This window comes from Bacteroides sp. AF34-31BH (assembly GCF_003602795.1).
Classification (GTDB): domain Bacteria; phylum Bacteroidota; class Bacteroidia; order Bacteroidales; family Bacteroidaceae; genus Bacteroides; species Bacteroides uniformis.
In genome coordinates this window covers 34,529-53,896 of record NZ_QTLV01000009.1, presented here as the reverse complement: position 1 = coordinate 53,896, position 19,368 = coordinate 34,529, and the positions used below count along the sequence as shown (strand labels likewise).

18 protein-coding genes are annotated in these 19,368 nt (G+C 47.5%); 13 read left to right on the top strand and 5 right to left on the bottom strand.

The window, feature by feature from the left end; genetic code table 11:
- The first annotated feature begins 6 nt into the window (after positions 1 to 6).
- The 11 genes from DWZ67_RS13765 to miaA all read left to right on the top strand — a co-directional run bounded on the left by DWZ67_RS13765 (position 7) and on the right by miaA (position 11,210).
- On the top strand, positions 7 to 915 hold the full coding sequence (locus tag DWZ67_RS13765) for a TPM domain-containing protein (protein WP_016272585.1): 909 nt from the start codon (positions 7 to 9) through the stop codon (positions 913 to 915).
- Between the two features lie 171 nt (positions 916 to 1,086).
- Entirely contained in the window at positions 1,087 to 1,668 is a 582-nt protein-coding gene (locus DWZ67_RS13760) for a LemA family protein (protein WP_005835359.1), read from the top strand.
- Positions 1,669 to 1,780: 112 nt separating this feature from the next.
- The gene (locus DWZ67_RS13755; RefSeq protein WP_005835357.1) at positions 1,781 to 2,950 is read left to right on the top strand and encodes an AIR synthase-related protein; all 1,170 of its coding nucleotides are present in this window, start codon (positions 1,781 to 1,783) and stop codon (positions 2,948 to 2,950) included.
- Between the two features lie 4 nt (positions 2,951 to 2,954).
- A complete protein-coding gene (gene prfA, locus DWZ67_RS13750) occupies positions 2,955 to 4,067 on the top strand; it encodes a peptide chain release factor 1 (protein WP_120139096.1) in 1,113 nt (370 codons plus the stop codon).
- Between the two features lie 34 nt (positions 4,068 to 4,101).
- A complete protein-coding gene (pyrF, locus tag DWZ67_RS13745) occupies positions 4,102 to 4,932 on the top strand; it encodes an orotidine-5'-phosphate decarboxylase (RefSeq protein WP_005835353.1) in 831 nt (276 codons plus the stop codon).
- A 6-nt stretch (positions 4,933 to 4,938) separates the two neighbouring features.
- Positions 4,939 to 6,165 carry an HD domain-containing protein gene (locus DWZ67_RS13740; protein WP_005835351.1) on the top strand — a complete coding sequence of 409 codons (1,227 nt, stop codon included), beginning with the start codon at positions 4,939 to 4,941 and terminating at the stop codon, positions 6,163 to 6,165.
- A gap of 84 nt (positions 6,166 to 6,249) precedes the next feature.
- The gene (gene lpxD / locus DWZ67_RS13735; protein ID WP_005823705.1) at positions 6,250 to 7,290 is read left to right on the top strand and encodes a UDP-3-O-(3-hydroxymyristoyl)glucosamine N-acyltransferase; all 1,041 of its coding nucleotides are present in this window, start codon (positions 6,250 to 6,252) and stop codon (positions 7,288 to 7,290) included.
- Positions 7,291 to 7,293: 3 nt separating this feature from the next.
- Positions 7,294 to 8,679 carry a bifunctional UDP-3-O-[3-hydroxymyristoyl] N-acetylglucosamine deacetylase/3-hydroxyacyl-ACP dehydratase gene (locus DWZ67_RS13730; protein ID WP_005823709.1) on the top strand — a complete coding sequence of 462 codons (1,386 nt, stop codon included), beginning with the start codon at positions 7,294 to 7,296 and terminating at the stop codon, positions 8,677 to 8,679.
- Between the two features lie 137 nt (positions 8,680 to 8,816).
- Positions 8,817 to 9,593, top strand: a complete 777-nt coding sequence (gene lpxA, locus DWZ67_RS13725; protein WP_005823711.1) for an acyl-ACP--UDP-N-acetylglucosamine O-acyltransferase — start codon at positions 8,817 to 8,819, stop codon at positions 9,591 to 9,593.
- A 48-nt stretch (positions 9,594 to 9,641) separates the two neighbouring features.
- On the top strand, positions 9,642 to 10,196 hold the full coding sequence (locus DWZ67_RS13720; RefSeq protein ID WP_005823714.1) for an IS1096 element passenger TnpR family protein: 555 nt from the start codon (positions 9,642 to 9,644) through the stop codon (positions 10,194 to 10,196).
- A gap of 108 nt (positions 10,197 to 10,304) precedes the next feature.
- A complete protein-coding gene (gene miaA, locus DWZ67_RS13715; protein ID WP_005823716.1) occupies positions 10,305 to 11,210 on the top strand; it encodes a tRNA (adenosine(37)-N6)-dimethylallyltransferase MiaA in 906 nt (301 codons plus the stop codon).
- Here miaA and DWZ67_RS13710 read toward each other — a convergent pair.
- The 5 genes from DWZ67_RS13710 to DWZ67_RS13690 form a co-directional block, all read right to left on the bottom strand.
- Positions 11,186 to 12,424 (bottom strand): carcinine hydrolase/isopenicillin-N N-acyltransferase family protein, encoded by a 1,239-nt coding sequence (locus tag DWZ67_RS13710; protein WP_057088471.1) that lies wholly within the window; start codon positions 12,422 to 12,424, stop codon positions 11,186 to 11,188. The two genes, miaA and DWZ67_RS13710, sit on opposite strands and share 25 nt — an antisense overlap.
- 101 nt (positions 12,425 to 12,525) lie before the next feature.
- Positions 12,526 to 13,296 carry a TlpA family protein disulfide reductase gene (locus tag DWZ67_RS13705; RefSeq protein ID WP_117680604.1) on the bottom strand — a complete coding sequence of 257 codons (771 nt, stop codon included), beginning with the start codon at positions 13,294 to 13,296 and terminating at the stop codon, positions 12,526 to 12,528.
- Positions 13,297 to 13,308: 12 nt separating this feature from the next.
- Positions 13,309 to 15,390 (bottom strand): M56 family metallopeptidase, encoded by a 2,082-nt coding sequence (locus tag DWZ67_RS13700; protein ID WP_005835344.1) that lies wholly within the window; start codon positions 15,388 to 15,390, stop codon positions 13,309 to 13,311.
- A 43-nt stretch (positions 15,391 to 15,433) separates the two neighbouring features.
- The gene (locus DWZ67_RS13695) at positions 15,434 to 17,299 is read right to left on the bottom strand and encodes a TlpA family protein disulfide reductase (RefSeq protein ID WP_120139094.1); all 1,866 of its coding nucleotides are present in this window, start codon (positions 17,297 to 17,299) and stop codon (positions 15,434 to 15,436) included.
- A 29-nt stretch (positions 17,300 to 17,328) separates the two neighbouring features.
- Positions 17,329 to 17,691 (bottom strand): BlaI/MecI/CopY family transcriptional regulator, encoded by a 363-nt coding sequence (locus DWZ67_RS13690; RefSeq protein WP_005823785.1) that lies wholly within the window; start codon positions 17,689 to 17,691, stop codon positions 17,329 to 17,331.
- A gap of 210 nt (positions 17,692 to 17,901) precedes the next feature.
- Between DWZ67_RS13690 and DWZ67_RS13685 the strand changes: the two genes are divergently transcribed.
- Positions 17,902 to 18,606, top strand: a complete 705-nt coding sequence (locus tag DWZ67_RS13685; protein WP_008665531.1) for a hemerythrin domain-containing protein — start codon at positions 17,902 to 17,904, stop codon at positions 18,604 to 18,606.
- Positions 18,596 to 19,210, top strand: a complete 615-nt coding sequence (locus DWZ67_RS13680; protein WP_005823789.1) for a response regulator transcription factor — start codon at positions 18,596 to 18,598, stop codon at positions 19,208 to 19,210. The genes DWZ67_RS13685 and DWZ67_RS13680 overlap by 11 nt, the downstream gene beginning before the upstream one ends.
- Positions 19,211 to 19,368 lie beyond the last annotated feature (158 nt).

Here is a 19,368-nt window from a genome sequence, read left to right as displayed (position 1 = left end):
GGTAGTATGAGACGATTTATTTCTATAGCATCCTTCTTATGCCTGCTCTTATCCTTGCAGGCACAAGAAGTCTACACCACTAAGAATATTCCTAAAGTACACCTTCAGGACAAGACACGCTATGTGTGCAACCCAGCCGGAATCCTATCAACGGAGGCATGTGACAATATAGACCGTATGCTCTATGCATTGGAGCAGCAGACTGGTATTGAAACGGTAGTTGCCGTTGTTCCCTCCATCGGACAAGAAGACTGTTTTGATTTCTCACATCAGCTGCTCAATGAATGGGGAGTAGGGAAAAAAGAGAAAAACAACGGTTTGGTCATTCTGCTGGTAACCGACCAACGCTGCATCCAGTTTTATACGGGATACGGCTTGGAAGGGGACCTTCCTGATGCCATCTGCAAACGCATACAGACCAAATACATGATTCCCTATCTGAAAGACGGTAATTGGGATGCCGGAATGGTAGCGGGTGTAAAGGCAGTCTGTTCACGTCTTGACGGCACTATGGTGAATGACACGGAAGAGGAGGATGACCTCTCCGTAGGAGGTATCCTACTGGGGCTTATCGGTTTCCTCGCAGTGGCATCTATTATAGGTATCCTTGCCCAACGCGCTGCCAACAAATGCCCCAACTGCGGACAACATAAATTGCAACGTAGCAGCAGCGTACTCATCTCACGCCGCAATGGAGTGAAAACGGAAGATGTGACCTACACCTGCCGCAATTGCGGACATAAAGTAGTGCGCCGCCAGCAGTCATACGATGAAAATTACCGGGGAGGAGGCGGAGGTGGTCCGGTCATCTTCGGTGGTGGAGGTCTCTTCGGCGGAGGTGGCGGAGGAGGCTTCAGCGGCGGCAGCTTCGGAGGCGGTATGGGAGGTGGCGGTGGAGCCGGTTCCCGGTTCTAACGCCGAGGATGTGTCATCTGTGTGCCATCAACCGTTTTGACACACCTTCGAGGATACTGGAAGAAAATAAAACGTTTACATAGAATATAATTAAATGATTAATAACTGCCTTCCCCTCCTCCCCTCTCTCTATCGGAGAGGAATCGGAGGTGAGGCCTAAAAATGAAAAGTATGAAGAAATCAACCATTATCATTATCGTTGTTATAGCTCTTCTCGCCATTTGGGGGGTAACTGGCTATAACGGACTCGTAACCATGGACGAAAATGTCAGCGGACAATGGTCGAACGTAGAAACCCAATACCAACGCCGTGCCGACCTGATTCCGAACTTGGTGAATACCGTGAAAGGATATGCCACGCACGAGAAGGAAACACTGGAAGGTGTAGTAGAAGCCCGCAGCAAAGCCACTCAAATCAAAGTGGATGCTGCAGACCTTACTCCGGAAAAGCTGGCTGAATATCAGAAAGCACAAGGTGCGGTGACTTCCGCCCTCGGTAAATTGCTTGCCATCACGGAGAACTATCCGGACTTGAAAGCAAATCAGAATTTCCTGGAACTGCAGGCACAGCTGGAAGGTACGGAAAACCGTATCAACGTAGCACGTACCAACTTCAACAATGCAGCCAAGAACTTCAATACAGCCATTCGCCGTTTCCCCAAGAATATCCTTGCCGGTCTCTTCGGTTTTGAGAAACGAGCTTATTTCGAAGCGGCAGAAGGAGCGGAACAAGCTCCCCAGGTACAATTCTGATAAATACACAACTCTATAGCGAGGCACAAAGGCGAGAAACTTTGTGCCTCGCTTTGTGTTGTAGAAGATTAGATGTATCTTTGCACATTCAATTGAACAAACCTATTATCTCATGAGTAATCAACGATACATGATGCGAGGCGTCAGCGCATCAAAGGAAGATGTGCACAACGCCATCAAGAATATCGACAAAGGTATTTTCCCGCAGGCTTTCTGCAAAATTATCCCCGACATTTTGGGCGGTGACCCGGAGTATTGCAACATTATGCATGCCGATGGAGCAGGCACCAAGTCCAGTCTTGCCTATATGTACTGGAAGGAAACCGGCGACCTGGGTGTGTGGAAAGGCATTGCACAAGATGCACTGATTATGAACATCGACGACCTGCTTTGTGTGGGTGCGGTAGACAACATTCTGGTATCTTCCACCATCGGACGCAACAAGCTGCTCATTCCCGGCGAAGTAATCTCCGCCATCATCAACGGTACGGACGAACTGCTTGCCGAACTCCGTGAAATGGGTGTAGGCGTTTATGCCACCGGTGGCGAAACAGCCGACGTGGGCGACCTTGTACGTACCATTATCGTAGACTCGACAGTGACCTGCCGCATGAAGCGCTCAGATGTTATAGACAATGCCAATATCCGTCCGGGCGATGTGATTGTAGGTCTGGCATCTTACGGAAAGGCTACTTATGAGAAAGAATACAATGGCGGTATGGGCAGTAACGGACTGACCAGCGCACGCCACGATGTATTCTCCAAATACCTGGCAGAGAAATACCCTGAAAGCTATGACAAGGCTGTACCCGAAGAGCTGGTATACAGTGGCAAGCTAAAACTGACAGACAGTGTCGAAGACAGTCCGCTGGATGCAGGAAAGCTGGTACTTTCCCCCACCCGCACCTACGCACCGGTAGTTAAGAAGCTGCTCGATGCGCTCCGTCCCCAAATCCACGGTATGGTACACTGCTCGGGCGGCGCACAAACCAAGGTACTGCACTTTGTGGGAGACAACTGCCGTGTCATCAAAGACAATCTCTTCCCCGTTCCACCGTTGTTCAAGACCATCAAGGAGCAGAGCGATACGGACTGGAGCGAAATGTACAAGGTGTTCAATATGGGGCATCGCCTGGAAGTGTACCTCTCTCCCGAACATGCAGAAGAGGTGATTGCTATTTCGAAGAGTTTCAACATCGATGCACAGATTGTAGGCCGCGTGGAAGAAAGCGACAAGAAAGAACTGATTATCAAGAGCGAATTCGGAGAGTTCAAGTATTAAATATATGGCAGACAACAATACCATACTCGAAAAGCTGGAAGGGCTTGTCGCCCGCTTCGAAGAAGTGTCGACCTTGATTACAGACCCGGCAGTGATTGCGGACCAGAAGCGTTACGTCAAGCTCACCAAAGAATATAAAGAACTGGGCGACCTGATGAATGCCCGCAAAGAGTACATGCAAGTACTGGGCGGCATAGAAGAAGCCAAAGAAATTATCGCCAACGAAACAGACCAGGAGATACGGGAAATGGCACGCGAAGAGCTGGATGCCTGCCAAGCCCGCCAACCGGAACTGGAAGAGCAGATAAAGCTGCTGCTCGTCCCCGCCGACCCGCAGGATGGCCGTAATGCCATCCTCGAAATTCGTGGCGGCACGGGTGGTGACGAAGCGGCAATCTTTGCCGGCGACCTCTTCCGCATGTACACCAAGTATTGCGAATCCAAGGGATGGAAAATGGAGATATCCAGCGCCAACGAAGGTGCAGCCGGCGGTTTCAAGGAAATTGTCTGCTCCGTGACGGGCGACAATGTATACGGCACACTGAAATATGAATCGGGCGTGCACCGCGTGCAGCGCGTACCGGCCACAGAAACGCAAGGACGGGTACACACCTCAGCCGCCAGCGTAGCCGTGCTTCCCGAAGCCGAAGAGTTCGACGTAGTTATCAACGAAGGTGAAATCAAGTGGGACACCTTCCGAAGCGGTGGTGCCGGCGGTCAGAACGTGAACAAGGTGGAATCCGGCGTGCGCCTGCGCTACAACTGGAAGAATCCCAACACAGGCATAGTCGAAGAAATCCTCATCGAATGTACCGAGACGCGCGACCAGCCCAAGAACAAGGAACGCGCCCTCTCGCGCTTGCGTACCTTCATCTACGATAAGGAACACCAGAAGTACATCGACGACATCGCCTCCAAGCGTAAGACGATGGTCAGCACTGGCGACCGCTCCGCCAAGATACGCACCTACAACTATCCGCAAGGACGCATCACGGACCACCGCATCAACTACACCATCTACAATCTCGCCGCCTTCATGGACGGAGACATCCAAGACTGCATCGACCACCTGATTGTGGCGGAAAATGCAGAAAGACTGAAAGAGAGCGAACTGTAAGGCAGTGATAAGTAACCCGTAACTAAAAAATAATATGAACAAACAGCAATTATTCGAGAACATCAAGCGCAAGAAGTCATTCCTTTGCGTAGGTCTTGACACCGACATCAAGAAAATACCCGAACATCTTCTGAAAGAGGAAGACCCTATATTCGCTTTCAACAAAGCCATCATCGACGCTACTGCCGACCTCTGCATCGCCTACAAGCCCAATCTGGCATTTTATGAGAGCATGGGCGTGAAAGGCTGGATAGCTTTCGAGAAAACCGTAAACTACATCAAGCAGAACTATCCCGACCAATTCATCATCGCCGACGCCAAACGCGGTGACATCGGGAACACCTCTGCCATGTATGCCCGTACCTTCTTCGAAGAGCTGGATATAGATTCCGTAACCGTAGCTCCCTACATGGGCGAAGACAGTGTGACCCCGTTCCTTACGTACGAAGGCAAATGGGTAATCCTGCTTGCGTTGACCAGCAACAAAGGCTCGCACGACTTCCAGCTGACGGAAGACACCAACGGCGAACGCCTCTTCGAAAAAGTGCTCCGCAAATCCCAGGAGTGGGCCAGTGACGAACAGATGATGTACGTAGTAGGCGCCACACAAGGCCGCGCCTTCGAAGATATCCGCAAGATTGTTCCCGAACACTTCCTATTGGTTCCCGGCGTAGGCGCACAAGGCGGCTCCCTGGAAGAAGTCTGCAAGTATGGCATGAACAAGACTTGCGGCCTGATTGTCAACTCCAGCCGTGGCATCATCTACGTGGACAAGACAGAGAACTTCGCCGCCGCCAGCCGAAAAGCAGCCCAAGAAGTGCAGGCACAGATGGCGGAAGAGTTGAAAAAAGTGATTAACGACTAACGCTTAATGTTCGAAAGAAAGATTATCAACGACCCTGTCTTCGGGTTCATCAACATACCAAAGGGGTTGTTGTACGATGTTGTACGACATCCTCTTTTGCAACGTCTAAACCGTATCAAGCAACTGGGGTTGTCCTCTGTCGTATATCCCGGTGCGCAGCATACACGGTTCCAACACTCTTTGGGAGCCTTCTACCTGATGAGTGAGGCCATCCAGCAACTTGCCACCAAAGGAAACTTTATCTTCGACAGCGAAGCCGAAGCTGTGGAAGCCGCTATCCTGATGCACGACATCGGCCACGGCCCCTTCTCCCACGTACTGGAAAATACCATCGTGCAGGGCGTCTCCCACGAAGACATCTCCTTGATGCTGATGGAACGTATCAACAAGGAAATGAACGGACAGTTGACACTCGCCATTCAAATTTTCAAGGATGAATACCCCAAGCGCTTCCTGCACCAACTGGTAAGCGGGCAACTGGATATGGACCGCCTGGACTACCTGCGCCGCGACAGCTTCTATACCGGAGTGACCGAAGGCAACATTGGCTCCGCCCGCATTATCAAGATGCTGGATGTAAAGGATGACCACTTGGTAGTAGAGTCCAAAGGCATCTATTCTATTGAGAACTTCCTCACTGCCCGCCGCCTGATGTACTGGCAAGTCTATCTGCACAAAACCTCCGTTGCCTACGAGAAAATGCTGATTAGCACCCTGCTCCGCGCCAAGGAACTGGCAAGCCGCGGCATAGACCTCTTTGCCTCACCCGCCTTGAAATTCTTTCTATACAACGACATCAGCCGGGAGGCATTCTACAACAATCCCGAATGTTTGGAGAATTTCATTCAGTTGGACGATAATGACATCTGGACTGCCCTCAAGGTATGGAGCCGCCATTCGGACAAGGTTTTGTCCACCTTGAGCGCCGGCATGATTAACCGAAACATCTTCAAAGTCGAGATTTCTACCGAACCTATTAGTGAGGAACGGAAAAAAGAACTAACTTTGCAAATCAGTGAACAACTGAACATCCCTCTCTCCGAAGCGAGATATTTCATCTCTACCCCCAGCATCGAGAAGAATATGTACGACGAGGCAGATGACAGTATTGACATCCTCTACAACGACGGCAGCATCAAGAATATTGCCGAAGCATCGGATATGCTCAATATCTCTCTTCTGTCCAAGAAAGTAAAAAAGTACTACTTATGCTACCAACGTTTGCATAGATAAGTATAAAATATTCACCTCAGGACAAGGAAATATAAAAAAAAAGTCCGTTATTTGCGTTTTGAAACCATCTAACAAGAATAAGACATGGAGTTCTCTGCTAAACAAATTGCAACATTTATCCAAGGAGAAATTGTTGGAGACGAGAATGCTACCGTTCACACCTTTGCGAAAATCGAAGAGGGAATACCGGGAGCCATCTCCTTTCTATCCAACCCCAAATATACCCCCTACATATACGAAACCCAATCAAGCATTGTTCTGGTAAACAAGGACTTTGTTCCGGAACAAGAAGTGAAAGCCACCCTGATTAAAGTGGACAATGCGTATGAAAGTCTTGCTAAATTGCTAAATCTTTATGAGCAAAGCAAGCCAAAGCGGGTGGGAATTGACTCTCTGGCCTTTGTTGCCGAGACAGCTAAAATTGGCAAGGATGTTTACATTGCGCCTTTTGCCTGCATTGGCGAATACGCAGAGGTGGGAGACAATACGGTCATTCATCCGCACGTCACGATTGGCAGCGGTGCCAAAGTGGGCAATGACTGTATTATTTACGCTAACTCCACCATCTACCACGATTGCCGGGTAGGAAACCACTGCATCTTGCACTCCGGTTGCGTTATCGGTGCAGACGGTTTCGGCTTCGCCCCCACTTCCGAGGGCTATGAAAAAATACCGCAAATAGGTATCACTATCCTGGAAGACCATGTGGAAATCGGTGCCAACACGTGTGTGGACCGTGCTACTATGGGAGCCACCATCGTACATAGCGGTGTGAAACTGGATAATTTGATTCAGGTGGCACACAATGATGAAATAGGCTCCCACACCGTAATGGCGGCGCAAGTAGGTGTAGCAGGTTCTACCAAGATAGGAGAATGGTGCATGTTCGGCGGGCAGGTAGGCATTGCAGGTCATATTCATATTGGCAACAAAGTGAACCTTGGCGCACAGTCTGGTGTTCCCAGTAGCATAAAGGACGGTAGCCAGCTTATCGGTACCCCTCCTATGGAGCTGAAACAATATTTCAAGGCATCCATCGCACAAAGAAGTTTGCCGGAAATGCAAGTGGAACTGCGCCAGCTCCGCAAAGAATTGAATGAACTTAAACAACTATTAAATAAGTAACCAATGTTAAAACAAAAGACTCTAAAAGATAGCTTTTCGCTTAGTGGAAAAGGTCTTCATACGGGACTTGACCTAACCGTTACTTTCAATCCTGCTCCGGATAACCATGGATACAAAATCCAACGTATCGACTTGGAAGGACAGCCTACCTTCGATGCCGTTGCAGACAACGTATCCGAAACTACCCGTGGAACTGTAATCTCCAAAAACGGAGTAAAGGTGAGCACAGTGGAGCATGGTATGGCAGCCCTCTATGCATTGGGTATCGATAACTGCTTGATACAGGTAAACGGACCGGAATTTCCCATTCTGGACGGAAGCGCCCAATATTATGTCAACGAAATAGAGCGCGTAGGCACTGTAGAACAAAATGCCGTAAAAGATTTCTATATCATCAAGTCCAAAATTGAATTCCGTGACGAAACAACCGGCTCTTCCATCATCGTGTTGCCGGACGAGAACTTCAGCTTGAATGTATTGGTATCATACGATTCCAACATCCTCCCCAACCAGTTTGCAACGCTGGAGGACATGACGAAGTTCAAGGATGAAATCGCCGCAAGCCGTACTTTCGTGTTTGTACGCGAAATTGAGCCGTTGCTGCAAGCCGGTCTTATCAAGGGCGGCGACCTTGACAATGCGATTGTTATTTACGAACGCGAAATGTCCCAGGAGAACTATGACAAGCTGGCCGACGTGATGGGTGTTCCTCATATGGACGCCAAACAATTGGGATATATCAACCACAAACCTTTGGTGTGGCCCAATGAATGCGCCCGCCACAAGTTACTTGATGTCATCGGTGACCTGGCCTTGATAGGCAAGCCCATCAAGGGCCGTATCATCGCTACCCGCCCGGGACACACTATCAACAATAAGTTCGCCCGCCAGATGCGCAAGGAAATCCGTTTGCACGAAATACAAGCCCCTACCTACGACTGCAACCGCGAACCGATTATGGATGTAAACCGCATCCGCGAACTTCTGCCCCACCGCTACCCGATGCAATTGGTGGACAAAGTCATAGAAATAGGTGCCAACTACATTGTAGGTGTCAAGAACGTAACTTCCAACGAACCTTTCTTCCAGGGACACTTCCCGCAGGAACCCGTAATGCCCGGTGTGTTGCAGATAGAGGCAATGGCACAGACGGGAGGTTTGCTTGTACTGAATTCAGTGGACGAACCGGAACGTTACTCCACCTACTTCATGAAGATTGACGGTGTGAAATTCCGCCAGAAAGTGGTACCTGGAGATACCCTCATCTTCCGTGTAGAGCTGATGGCCCCCATACGCCGCGGCATCTCTACCATGAAAGGCTATGTGTTTGTAGGCGAAAAAGTTGTCTGCGAAGCAGAGTTTATGGCGCAAATAGTTAAGAACAAATAATAAAATTTACGATTAGACTATTTACGATTTACGATTCAAATTATTCGTGAGAATTATCACATTCGGATAAAATCGTATATACAGTAAATCGCAAGTATTCTCAATCGTAAATCGTAAATAGCTAAATCGTAAATAATATGATAAGTCCCTTAGCGTATATTCATCCCGAAGCCAAAATCGGGGAAAACGTAGAGATTGCTCCTTTTGTTTTCATTGACAAGAATGTGGTAATCGGTGATAACAACAAGATTATGGCAAATGTCAACATTCTGTACGGTGCACGCATTGGCAATGGAAACACCATTTTCCCGGGAGCCGTTATCGGTGCTATTCCCCAGGATTTAAAGTTCAGAGGGGAGGAAAGCACTGCTGAAATCGGAGACAACAATATCATACGTGAAAACGTAACTGTCAACCGCGGTACAGCTGCCAAAGGCAGAACCATCGTCGGCAACAACAATCTCCTAATGGAAAGTGTACACGTGGCCCACGATGCTCTGATAGGCAACAGCTGTATCATTGGCAACTCTACAAAAATGGCGGGTGAAATTGTCATCGACGATTATTCCATCATCAGTGCCAATGTACTGATGCACCAATTCTGCCATGTGGGCGGTTATGGAATGATACAAGGCGGCTGCCGTTTCAGCAAGGACATCCCGCCGTACATCATTGCCGGACGCGAGCCTATCTGCTATGCGGGAATCAATGTGGTAGGGTTACGCCGCCGTGGCTTCTCCAACGAGACCATTGAGAAAATCCATGATGCCTATCGTATTATCTATCAAGGCGGTCTGAACAATACGGATGCCTTGAAGAAAATCGAGGATGAAATGGAAATGACACCGGAAATAAGCTATATTGTAAACTTTATACGTGAATCAGCCCGCGGCATTATCCCCGCAGGAAAATGAAAAACGTATGATTTACACAAAGTCAGAAATCATAAATTATAAATCATCATGATCTACAGATTTACAATCATCTCTGATGAGGTGGACGATTTTGTCAGAGAAATACAGATAGACCCGGAAGCTACCTTTTATGACTTCCATGAAGCGATTCTAAAGTCGGCAGGCTACACTAACGACCAGATGACTTCTTTCTTCATTTGCGATGATGACTGGGAGAAAGAGAAAGAAATTACGCTGGAAGAAATGGATGACAATCCGGAAATGGACAGTTGGGTGATGAAAGAGACCCAGTTGAGCGAACTGGTTGAAGACGAGAAGCAGAAACTTCTCTATGTATTCGATTATATGACTGAGCGCTGCTTCTTCATCGAGCTTTCTGAAATCATTACCGGAAAGGAAATGAAAGGAGCCAAATGCACCAAGAAGGCAGGTGAAGCTCCCAAGCAGACCATTGATTTTGAAGAGATGGCAGCTGCTGGCGGTTCCCTTGATTTGGACGAAAACTTTTACGGCGACCAGGACTTCGATATGGAAGATTTCGACAAAGAGGGTTTCGGCGGTTTGGACGAAGCCGGAAACTCCTTTGAAGAAGAGAAATATTAAACAGACATACCATACAGATTTCTTTTAGGCACGGATTACACGGAAACACACGGTTGTTATTGAATATTCCGTGTAATCCGCGTAATCCGTGCCTATTTTTTTACCCGCATGCACACCCTAATCGTACTTATCGGTCCCACCGGAGTAGGCAAAACAGAGCTCAGCCTCCGATTGGCAGAACATTTCCATACTTGTATCGTCTCGGCCGATTCGAGACAACTCTATGCAGATTTAAAGATAGGCACGGCTGCCCCTACACCGGAGCAACTGCAACGGGTACAGCATCACTTCGTCGGTACCCTGAAGCTGACAGACTATTACAGTGCCGCCCAATACGAAGCGGAAGTGATGAAGCTGCTGGAAGACCTGTTTACAAAGCATAACACCGTACTGCTGACCGGAGGCTCAATGATGTATGTAGATGCAGTCTGTAAAGGCATTGACGACATTCCGACCGTAGATGCCGATACACGCCAGCTCATGCTGCACAAATACGAAACAGAAGGTCTGGAAAGACTTTGTGCGGAACTTAAGCTGTTGGATCCGGAATATTACAAAATAGTAGATTTGAAGAATCCCAAACGCGTAGTCCATGCTTTGGAAATCTGCTACATGACGGGAAAGGCCTACACTTCCTTCCGCACTCAACAAAAGAAAGAACGCCCCTTCCGTATCATCAAAATAGGATTAACACGTAACCGGGAAGAGCTTTATGAACGCATCAACTGCCGGGTGGACCAAATGGTGGAAGAGGGTTTAGTGGAAGAAGCGCGCATGGTCTACCCGCATAAAAGTCTAAATTCCCTAAATACAGTAGGCTACAAAGAAATATTCAAGTACCTGGATGGTGAATGGACATTACCCTTTGCCATCGAAAAGATAAAGCAGAACTCACGCATCTATTCCCGTAAGCAAATGACCTGGTTCAAACGGGACGAGGAAATCCACTGGTTCCACCCGGAGCAGGAAGGGGAAATACTGGAATACTGTCATTGTTCCATCAAAGGCGTATAAGCCTTTCGGACAAGTGCTTCCACATCTTGATAAAGCTTCTGCATTTCTTGAGAATCAATGCTTCCTTGCTGTCTCCAGCTGTCCAACAATAGGCATGTACGGCGAAACACCTCTGCCTCTACCGTAACAAGCTGCTGCATATAGCCATTATTCTCCATATTGTACAGTTTTTCCCAATTCAGATAACGATTGGTTCCCATCCCCTGATTATAACAAAAGACATTGTTGGAAAGCCGGAGTGACCAATCACTGAGCGGAGCGGCGGCACACGCCTTGTCCCAACATACCATCGGAGGCAGAAGTCTATCCGCATCCTTCACCCAAAGCGGCACGGCAATACCCGTAGGAGGATATCCCAGCATTGTCCACATCGTAGTAAGTTCCGCCTTCTCACCCGGTTTTACGCCCTGCACCACAATGGAACAAGAAGTGCTGTTACGGGGAATAAAATCCTGGTCGACAAACCAACCGGAACCTTGCGGGCGATTAAACTTCCCGCTCTTCAAATCAATATCGAGCATGCCATTGCGAAACGAACGTGAAAGATCATTGAAGATACCCTGCGGCGTAATTCCCCCCATTGCAGAAGCTCTCATCAGTACCCGGTCTGCCTCCATATAGCGCACATAACCCGCCCCCCGATTCACTTCACCGGCAAAAGAGAAGTTGGTACGGGCAATGTAGCCGTAAGGAGCATCTTTGGGATTATTGGCATCATACATCGTATATTTATAATAATCCACCTCAAACATGGCGGCAGCGCCTTGAGCGTCGATTACGCCAAAATTGGCCTCTATCAAGCTGGGCTTGGAAATGGTATCGAGGAAATGGCAGAAATCCTCCACCGTGGCACAAACCTCCAAGGCACGGTAGATAATCCTCCCGTTGGCTGCCCCCCGTTCTTCCCCATCTTTCACTTCCACCAGATTGTAGGATTGGGTGTTCATCAAGGCAAAACCAACGGAGTTTGTACCCATCCATGCCTCTTTCAAGGCAGGAAAGTTAGCACTATTCACATCGGCAATGAAGTTATACTTCTCCCCTTTTATATAAGCAACATGATTTCGCAGATAGTCCGTATCACGGTTTTTCCATAGCAACGGACGGCCGTCAGGAGTAACCTTTCCAGAAACGACGGCAGATGTACAAGCCAGAACCGGCTCAGCAGTGAGTGCCGCAAGCAGTCCCCATATTAAAAAAAGATGTTTTATCATAACCTTGCCTTCCTTAGATTTATATTCGCAAAGGTATGATAATCTGTGAAAGGGCAAAAGAAATCCTCTGAAATCCTTATCCCCTATTCATCAGGAAAGAATTATTCGCTGACAAGTTTCTGCAACTTATCCTGCATATACCGAAGTTTCGCAGTTCCAGTACCTTGTTCTATATGACGGATAATGCCTTTCTTATCCACCAGTATAGTGACCGGCATACCACTCACATGAAAGGTCTCGAAGAAAAACAAGTCATCGGCTATCTGGGTAAAGAGGAAAGGACGGCTCTCTACAATTTTCTTTATTTGTGCAGCACTGTCAAAAGTCGTAGCAAGATAGGTTACATCAGGATAGACTTCTATCCATTTGTTCAGCTCCGACATTTCACGGATACAAGGACCACAGCCGGTATACCAGAAGTTCAAGACCATAGGACGTCCCGTCACATCGGCCTTGCTCCACTCCTGTCCTTCTGTGTCTTTCACTTTGAATTCCGGAAAAGCCTTTCCTATCCATTCTTCCTTCTTCAAAGTCTGTACGGCACCGCCTATCGGCAACTTCTTCCCCGTTCCTCCACGGTAACTCATCAAGAAAGCTTCCGCACCAGGCACCTCGTCGGCAGGAGTAGCATATTCTCTCACCTCCTCAGACAGCACAATGCCCTTGCGCAAGCGGAGTTCCGTAACCTCGTGTCTCGCGCCGTCCTCATGTATTATGAAAGCCGCCACGTTGTCCGAACCCACACCAGGCGGCATGCCTTCAAAGAAAAGCCCGCCCACCAAATAATATTTCTTACCGGCTGTCTGGGCAGAGCAAAGCCCTGCCCCCACAGCTACCAGAATCAGAAACAAAGAGAGAATTTTCCTTATCATAATTGTTAGAGACTATTCACTTTTCAGCGTAATCGTAAGCTTGGGCTGCACCTTCACTTTGCCGGTAGCCATACCTATATACGAAACAACCAATACAGCATCCTTAGAAGGTACAGAAAGGACAAAATTGCCATTGACATCGGTAACGCTTCCCGTAGTGGTACCTTCTATCAGAACAGCCGCACCGATAACAGGCTCACCCTGCTCATCCACCACTTTGCCTTCCACTTTCATATTGCCTTTGGCAATGGTCTTTTCTACAGCTTTAGTTTTTTTAGTAGTGATGTAAATCTCACCTTTTCCACCTGCCTCTTTCTTCACCTCAATACCCTCAATATTCTCGGCAGGTATTAAATCATCGATAGTTTTAGTACCCAAGTCAACCTTTTCTCCATCAATATAGACAGTCTTTATTAAATCAAGACTACTCTTATGCTGTACTTTAGCATTCTCTGCCACCTCATTACCCCGGCGGATAACCATACCCGGAGTTCCTTGTTTCAGGGTTATCAGAACAACGCCATTCTGTCCCTCTTCTCCATATAAATCCGTGGCAGATTTATCTTTCAAAACCGTTACACGTTCTATCTTATCAGGATTCAATGCACTCATGACAGATGGCGTCACCTCTTTTCCATCCACAATATACAATGGCTCTTTCCCATTACCTGCATATCCTTCAACTGTAATACCATTGGCAGAAGAAGTTTTTTCAAGTTTGTCGTCGTCCAGCCTGAACATCACCGGCACCGTAAATTTCACAGCCACCGGCTGCCCCTTCTGTCTCCCCGGCTTCCACTTCGGCATAGTGTTTATCAATCGCAGCGCCTCGGCATCCATATCCTTATCCACAGAACGGAGCACCTTGGAGTCCTTGATGCTTCCATCTTCATCCACCACAAACTGGACAGTGACCCGTCCCTGCGTACCGTTCTCTTTGGCAGATGCCGGATAACGCATATTCGTCTTGATATAATCCATGAAAGCACTCATTCCGCCGCCGGGAAATTCCGGCATCTCCTCTGCCACCTCGAAGACCAGAGTTCCCTTCAACCGCTTGCGGACTTCCGCCGGTACATACTTCACATCGGCAGGCTTCGTAGTGTCACCTGCACTTTCCGCCACTTTTGTTTCTACAATTGCAGCCAAATCGTTAACTTTGACGCTTGAAATCTTCTCCACTTTATCGGAGACTTCGGGACGGGCAAAAGCTGTCACTGCAATGGCAGCTACCGGAAGTACATAAAGATACTTCAAACGTGCCCACGGGCTTGATTTTTCTTTTAACATCATAGTGATACGTTTTTTAAGTTTACTGTGATTAAAGCTGTTGGCCATAGAGTAGAGCCTTGTGCCGACAGCTTTTTTTATTAATAATAGTTGATACTGTTTTGCATCCACACCCTCCTTTATCACCGTTTCATCCGCTTCAAACTCATGGATATTCTGCAATTCCTGCTTCAGGAGCCATGATGCCGGATTGAACCACTGAAAGAAAATGCAGACATCAGCCACCAGCAAGTCCCAGGAATGGCGGTTATGGATATGGGCAAGCTCGTGGATAAGGATTTCCCGTCCGTTCTCCTCCAAGTCTTTCCGTGAAATGACAATATATCCCATCCAACTGAACGGAGCGATGTCACAGTTGTGTACAATCAAAGTAACGCGCTCTTTCCTGCCCGGTAAGTAGCTGCCGATATCCTCTTTTTTACCCGATTTCAGCAACATCAGTAACCGTACCAACGAATATACGTTGCGGAAGGCAAAGAAAACGATTCCTGCCAGATAGACAAGCAGCGCCACTTGTATCCAGGTGACTGTTGCCGTTTCAGTCCTTGCTCCGGCCTCAGTGGCATTCACTGCATCCGCCATCATCAGCAACTGCTCCAATGTCAGCATCGTCTGGTGCACTTCCGTCTCCTGCTTCACACTTACCTCTACCAAAGGCAATAGGCAGGACAACAGCAAAATGCCCAACAATGAAAAACGGTTGAAACGATGAAACGTCTCGCGTGCCAGCAACAAGCGATAAAACAAATAGAATATCGCCAGGCAAACAGAAGATTTGAGTATATAAACAAAAAACAGACCCATGGTATTATTTACTATTTAGGGATTTACGATTTACTATTTACAGTTACTTGGTCAGTTCATTCCGTAGCATCTCCACTCCGGGAAATCCGGTTGCTTTGTAGGAAATATCTCCTTCACGGTTCACGACGAAATAGGTCGGGATACCCGGATATTCGTACAGCTTTGCCAATGCCGTACTTTGCTCATTGCTAATGCGACAGTGAATACCGGGTATATCCGGTATCATTACTTTCCATTTTCCTTCAGGAGATGTTTCGTCGACAATATATAGATAAACCACCTCTTTCAGCTCCTCTTTCAACGGTTTCAGGCTTTTCATGGCCCGCATACAAGGACCACACCAGGTGTTCCACATATCCACCAGTACCATCTTGCCACGATAAGGACGAGTAATGACCTGCAACAAACTGTCTGCCGCTACCTCCTTTTCCACCTCAACAATCTTATATCCGGTCTTTCCCTTAGTAGCTTCCAACTCTGATTTCAGTTCGGCTTCAATCCTCCCGTTTCTCATCAGGAACAATTGCCTGAGGTCGGGAGAAGCGATGCTGTCCACCGTCCGACGCTCTTCCTCAGTCAAAGGCATGTACTTGCTCAGATTACGGGAAGCACGCCCGGCAAGAAGCATGTCCGGCCAAAGAGGGTCTTGCACAAACTTATCCCGGAAATTTCCGGTAGCGGTCTTCACAAAGTCCGTATAATAATTGTAATATTTCTGTTCGGGGGTATGCAGAATATCCAGTTGCAGTATTTCCTTGAAGTATGAGGTACTGTCCACCGTCATGTCCGCCCTTTTCACCCCCTTCCTGCCCGAAAGCATCGGGGCATAACTAAGGTTACTCTTGTAATTATAGATAAGGCTGAACAGATTCATATCCAGATTTGCCCGGATATAAGTACGGCAAGCCTGGCTCATATCCTTGTTTTTTACAAGTTTCTTTTGCACATCTTCATAATGCCCGAACAGATACTTTTTATATGCCTGCGGAGTCATCCCACAAATATCTGCATAAAAATCATCAGTTCCCGATAAGCTTTTCATTTCACCGAACCGCAGCAACTCGGTATTCAGACCGGCATAGTCTCCTTCAAACCAAACACGGCTATCCGTTACACCATCCCTTTTCCGGCTTAAAAGACGGCTTTGCGAATAGAATATTTCAGGCAGATTGATTGTGACATCCAGTTCTCCACCCGGAACGAGAAACAATTCTATTTTCGAACGGGATATCCACAGCGTAGCACCGCTCGGCAACAGCACCTCCGTCTCATAGCGGAACGTGCCATCCTCCGCTATCTTCAAGTCCTTACCGGTGAAATACATGAAGAACCAAGGCGAGTCATAGTAGCGTAACGTCACTCCATACTCTGGTTTATACCCCAATATCCGCCCCTTTATGACAGTCTTTCCCACATTCAATTCCGGTCCGGGCAATGGCAAAACCTCATCCGGTTTCTTATTCCGCAAACGTTCGGGAATATCCACCCGAGGTTTCTCTCCGTTGAGCTGTATACCATAAATTACCCATCCTTCATCACTGTCCGGTGTCTCTACAAAATCAAAGCTCTCAGTATCCATCGGAAGCGGACTAAACTTCAAAACAGCAGTCATTTCACCGGAAGCGGGAATATGCGTCCATTCATCCCTGGCAAAACCGGTATTTCCCAAATATCCGTAATCCTTTCCGGATGCCCGCAACACAGCTGTCGAATCAATCCTGACCCTATCGCCCTGCATGCCATAAAGCCTCATCGCCAGCCAGGTCGTATCTTTTCCAAGCGTCACTTGCTCCACTTCAATGCTACGCGTATTGCATGCCATGAAATAGGGTACCTTTACGATTTTCTTTGCCTGCAATCCGCAGCAAATACTTACCAGCAGCAAACAAACCAATCCGATGTTTTTCATAAGCCAGAGTTATTAGAGTCTCAACAATCTCAGTCCCTTCCCTTTTCCACGTCTTGTATCAACTGCTTCAGTTCTTCCAGGGATATATCCTCTTCCTTCACCAGAGACGACACTGCGCTGAGATAGGAATTATTGAAATATTTGCTGATAACGTTCTTCAGTGTCCGCTTGCGAAAATCCTCCTCGCTGACCACCGCATAATACTGATACGTGTTGCCGTACGTATGATGGCTCAGGAATCCCTTATCCTCCAATCCTCTCACAATGGTGGACAAAGTATTGAAATGTGGTTTCGGCTCTTCATAGAATGCCAGCATTTCCTTCACAAACAAGGGTCCCTTTTCCCAGAAAAAGCCCATGATTTCTTCTTCTTTTGCAGTCAATCCTTTCATAACATTCTTTGTTTTCTGCAAATAACTAAATTATTTAGTTCAAAAACTAATTTCTCTCGTTAAATAAAACTAAAGCTTTTAGTTTATTCGGCAAACACCAGTCTCCAACCGTCTCCCGACAAGCAAAATACCTACTAATAGTGATTGCAGTTCTCGGATAAAAGCCGTTACTTTGCGCACGAATCAGAGAATTAAAAACAATAACATACAATGAATGAGCAACATAAGTACCGCTCCACGGACAAGATGAGCGACCTCATCTGTGACAATTACTCCTTATTAATGGTGATGAGCCGCTTCGGACTGTCATTAGGATTCGGAGACAAGAGCGTGAAGGACGTCTGCGAAGCACAAGGCGTCGATTGCCCTACATTCCTCGCCGTAGCCAACTTTATCAGCGAAGAACAATACTCTTACAGCGGCAATGAAAGTGATTTTTCCATTCCCGCCCTTATGGATTATCTGAAGCGTGCCCACACATATTTCCTCGACTTCAACCTGCCGGCCATCCGCCGCAAACTCATCGAAGCCATCGATTGTTCCAGTACAAACGATGTAGCCTACCTCATCCTGAAGTTCTTCGATGAATATGCCAAGGAAGTACGCCGCCACATGGAATATGAAAACCAGGCCGTATTCACCTATGTAGAGCAATTACTCCAAGGCAACCTATCGGACGAATACAACATCGCCACTTTTGCCAGCAAACATAATCAGATAGATACCAAACTGAAAGAGCTGAAGAACATCATCATCAAATACTACCCGGAAAAGGAGAACAACAATCTCCTGAATGCGGTCTTGTTCGATATATTCAACTGCGAACAAGACCTTGCCACCCACTGCCAGGTAGAAGATTATATGTTTGTTCCCGCCGTAGCGCAAATAGAAAGGAAACTGAAAAATGAACAATAATACTTCTTTGAAGATTGTCATTGCAGAAACTTCGGTCATCATCCGGAGTGGTCTGACGGCTGTTTTGAAGCGTATTCCCAACTTGAATGCACACCCTATTGAGGTTTCTTCTCCGGAATCGCTGCAAAACTATATTCACATGCATCCGGCAGACATTATCATCATCAACCCCACTTTCGGTGGCTGGTTCGACCTGCCCGCCTTCAAGGCAGAACACGGAAAATCCGGCATCAAGTACATTGCTATGGTATGCTCCGTCATCGACAACAACATATTGAAGGAATATGACGAGAACTTCGCCATGTGCGATGACGTAGATGTCATCGCCTCCAAAATCAACCACTTGCTACACACCGAGGAGGAAGAAGAAAAAGACAGCGAACAAGAAACCCTGAGCCAGCGCGAAAAGGAAATCATCACCTGCGTTGTGAAGGGCATGACCAACAAAGCCATCGCCGACAAACTCTACCTCTCCATCCATACTGTCATTACCCATCGCCGTAACATTGCACGCAAACTGCAGATACATTCTCCGGCAGGGCTCACCATCTACGCTATTGTCAACAAGCTGGTAGAATTGAGCGACATCAAGGACTCTCTATAAGATTCTTCCGGCAACCGTTTCCCTACCCGCTGCGGCCTATAGGGAAAAACCGGATGAATCCCTTGCAAAAGTATGCTCCTCCATACGGGAAAAGCCCTCTGCCTATTGATTAAGGTTTATCTTGTGCCTGAAGACAAAGCTCATCCCCTATGTCATCC

Excerpts from the sequence above, each read along its gene's own strand:
- pyrF (WP_005835353.1), top strand. The coding sequence starts at position 4,102 with ATGAACAAACAGCAATTATTCGAGAACATCAAGCGCAAGAAGTCATTC.
- lpxD (WP_005823705.1), top strand. The coding sequence starts at position 6,250 with ATGGAGTTCTCTGCTAAACAAATTGCAACATTTATCCAAGGAGAAATT.
- DWZ67_RS13710 (WP_057088471.1), bottom strand. The coding sequence starts at position 12,424 with ATGATAAAACATCTTTTTTTAATATGGGGACTGCTTGCGGCACTCACT.
- DWZ67_RS13765 (WP_016272585.1), top strand. The coding sequence starts at position 7 with ATGAGACGATTTATTTCTATAGCATCCTTCTTATGCCTGCTCTTATCC.
- DWZ67_RS13700 (WP_005835344.1), bottom strand. The coding sequence starts at position 15,390 with ATGGGTCTGTTTTTTGTTTATATACTCAAATCTTCTGTTTGCCTGGCG.
- DWZ67_RS13720 (WP_005823714.1), top strand. The coding sequence starts at position 9,642 with ATGATCTACAGATTTACAATCATCTCTGATGAGGTGGACGATTTTGTC.
- DWZ67_RS13685 (WP_008665531.1), top strand. The coding sequence starts at position 17,902 with ATGAATGAGCAACATAAGTACCGCTCCACGGACAAGATGAGCGACCTC.
- DWZ67_RS13690 (WP_005823785.1), bottom strand. The coding sequence starts at position 17,691 with ATGAAAGGATTGACTGCAAAAGAAGAAGAAATCATGGGCTTTTTCTGG.
- DWZ67_RS13705 (WP_117680604.1), bottom strand. The coding sequence starts at position 13,296 with ATGATAAGGAAAATTCTCTCTTTGTTTCTGATTCTGGTAGCTGTGGGG.
- DWZ67_RS13680 (WP_005823789.1), top strand. The coding sequence starts at position 18,596 with ATGAACAATAATACTTCTTTGAAGATTGTCATTGCAGAAACTTCGGTC.
- DWZ67_RS13760 (WP_005835359.1), top strand. The coding sequence starts at position 1,087 with ATGAAGAAATCAACCATTATCATTATCGTTGTTATAGCTCTTCTCGCC.
- miaA (WP_005823716.1), top strand. The coding sequence starts at position 10,305 with ATGCACACCCTAATCGTACTTATCGGTCCCACCGGAGTAGGCAAAACA.
- DWZ67_RS13695 (WP_120139094.1), bottom strand. The coding sequence starts at position 17,299 with ATGAAAAACATCGGATTGGTTTGTTTGCTGCTGGTAAGTATTTGCTGC.
- lpxA (WP_005823711.1), top strand. The coding sequence starts at position 8,817 with ATGATAAGTCCCTTAGCGTATATTCATCCCGAAGCCAAAATCGGGGAA.
- DWZ67_RS13740 (WP_005835351.1), top strand. The coding sequence starts at position 4,939 with ATGTTCGAAAGAAAGATTATCAACGACCCTGTCTTCGGGTTCATCAAC.
- DWZ67_RS13730 (WP_005823709.1), top strand. The coding sequence starts at position 7,294 with ATGTTAAAACAAAAGACTCTAAAAGATAGCTTTTCGCTTAGTGGAAAA.
- DWZ67_RS13755 (WP_005835357.1), top strand. The coding sequence starts at position 1,781 with ATGAGTAATCAACGATACATGATGCGAGGCGTCAGCGCATCAAAGGAA.
- prfA (WP_120139096.1), top strand. The coding sequence starts at position 2,955 with ATGGCAGACAACAATACCATACTCGAAAAGCTGGAAGGGCTTGTCGCC.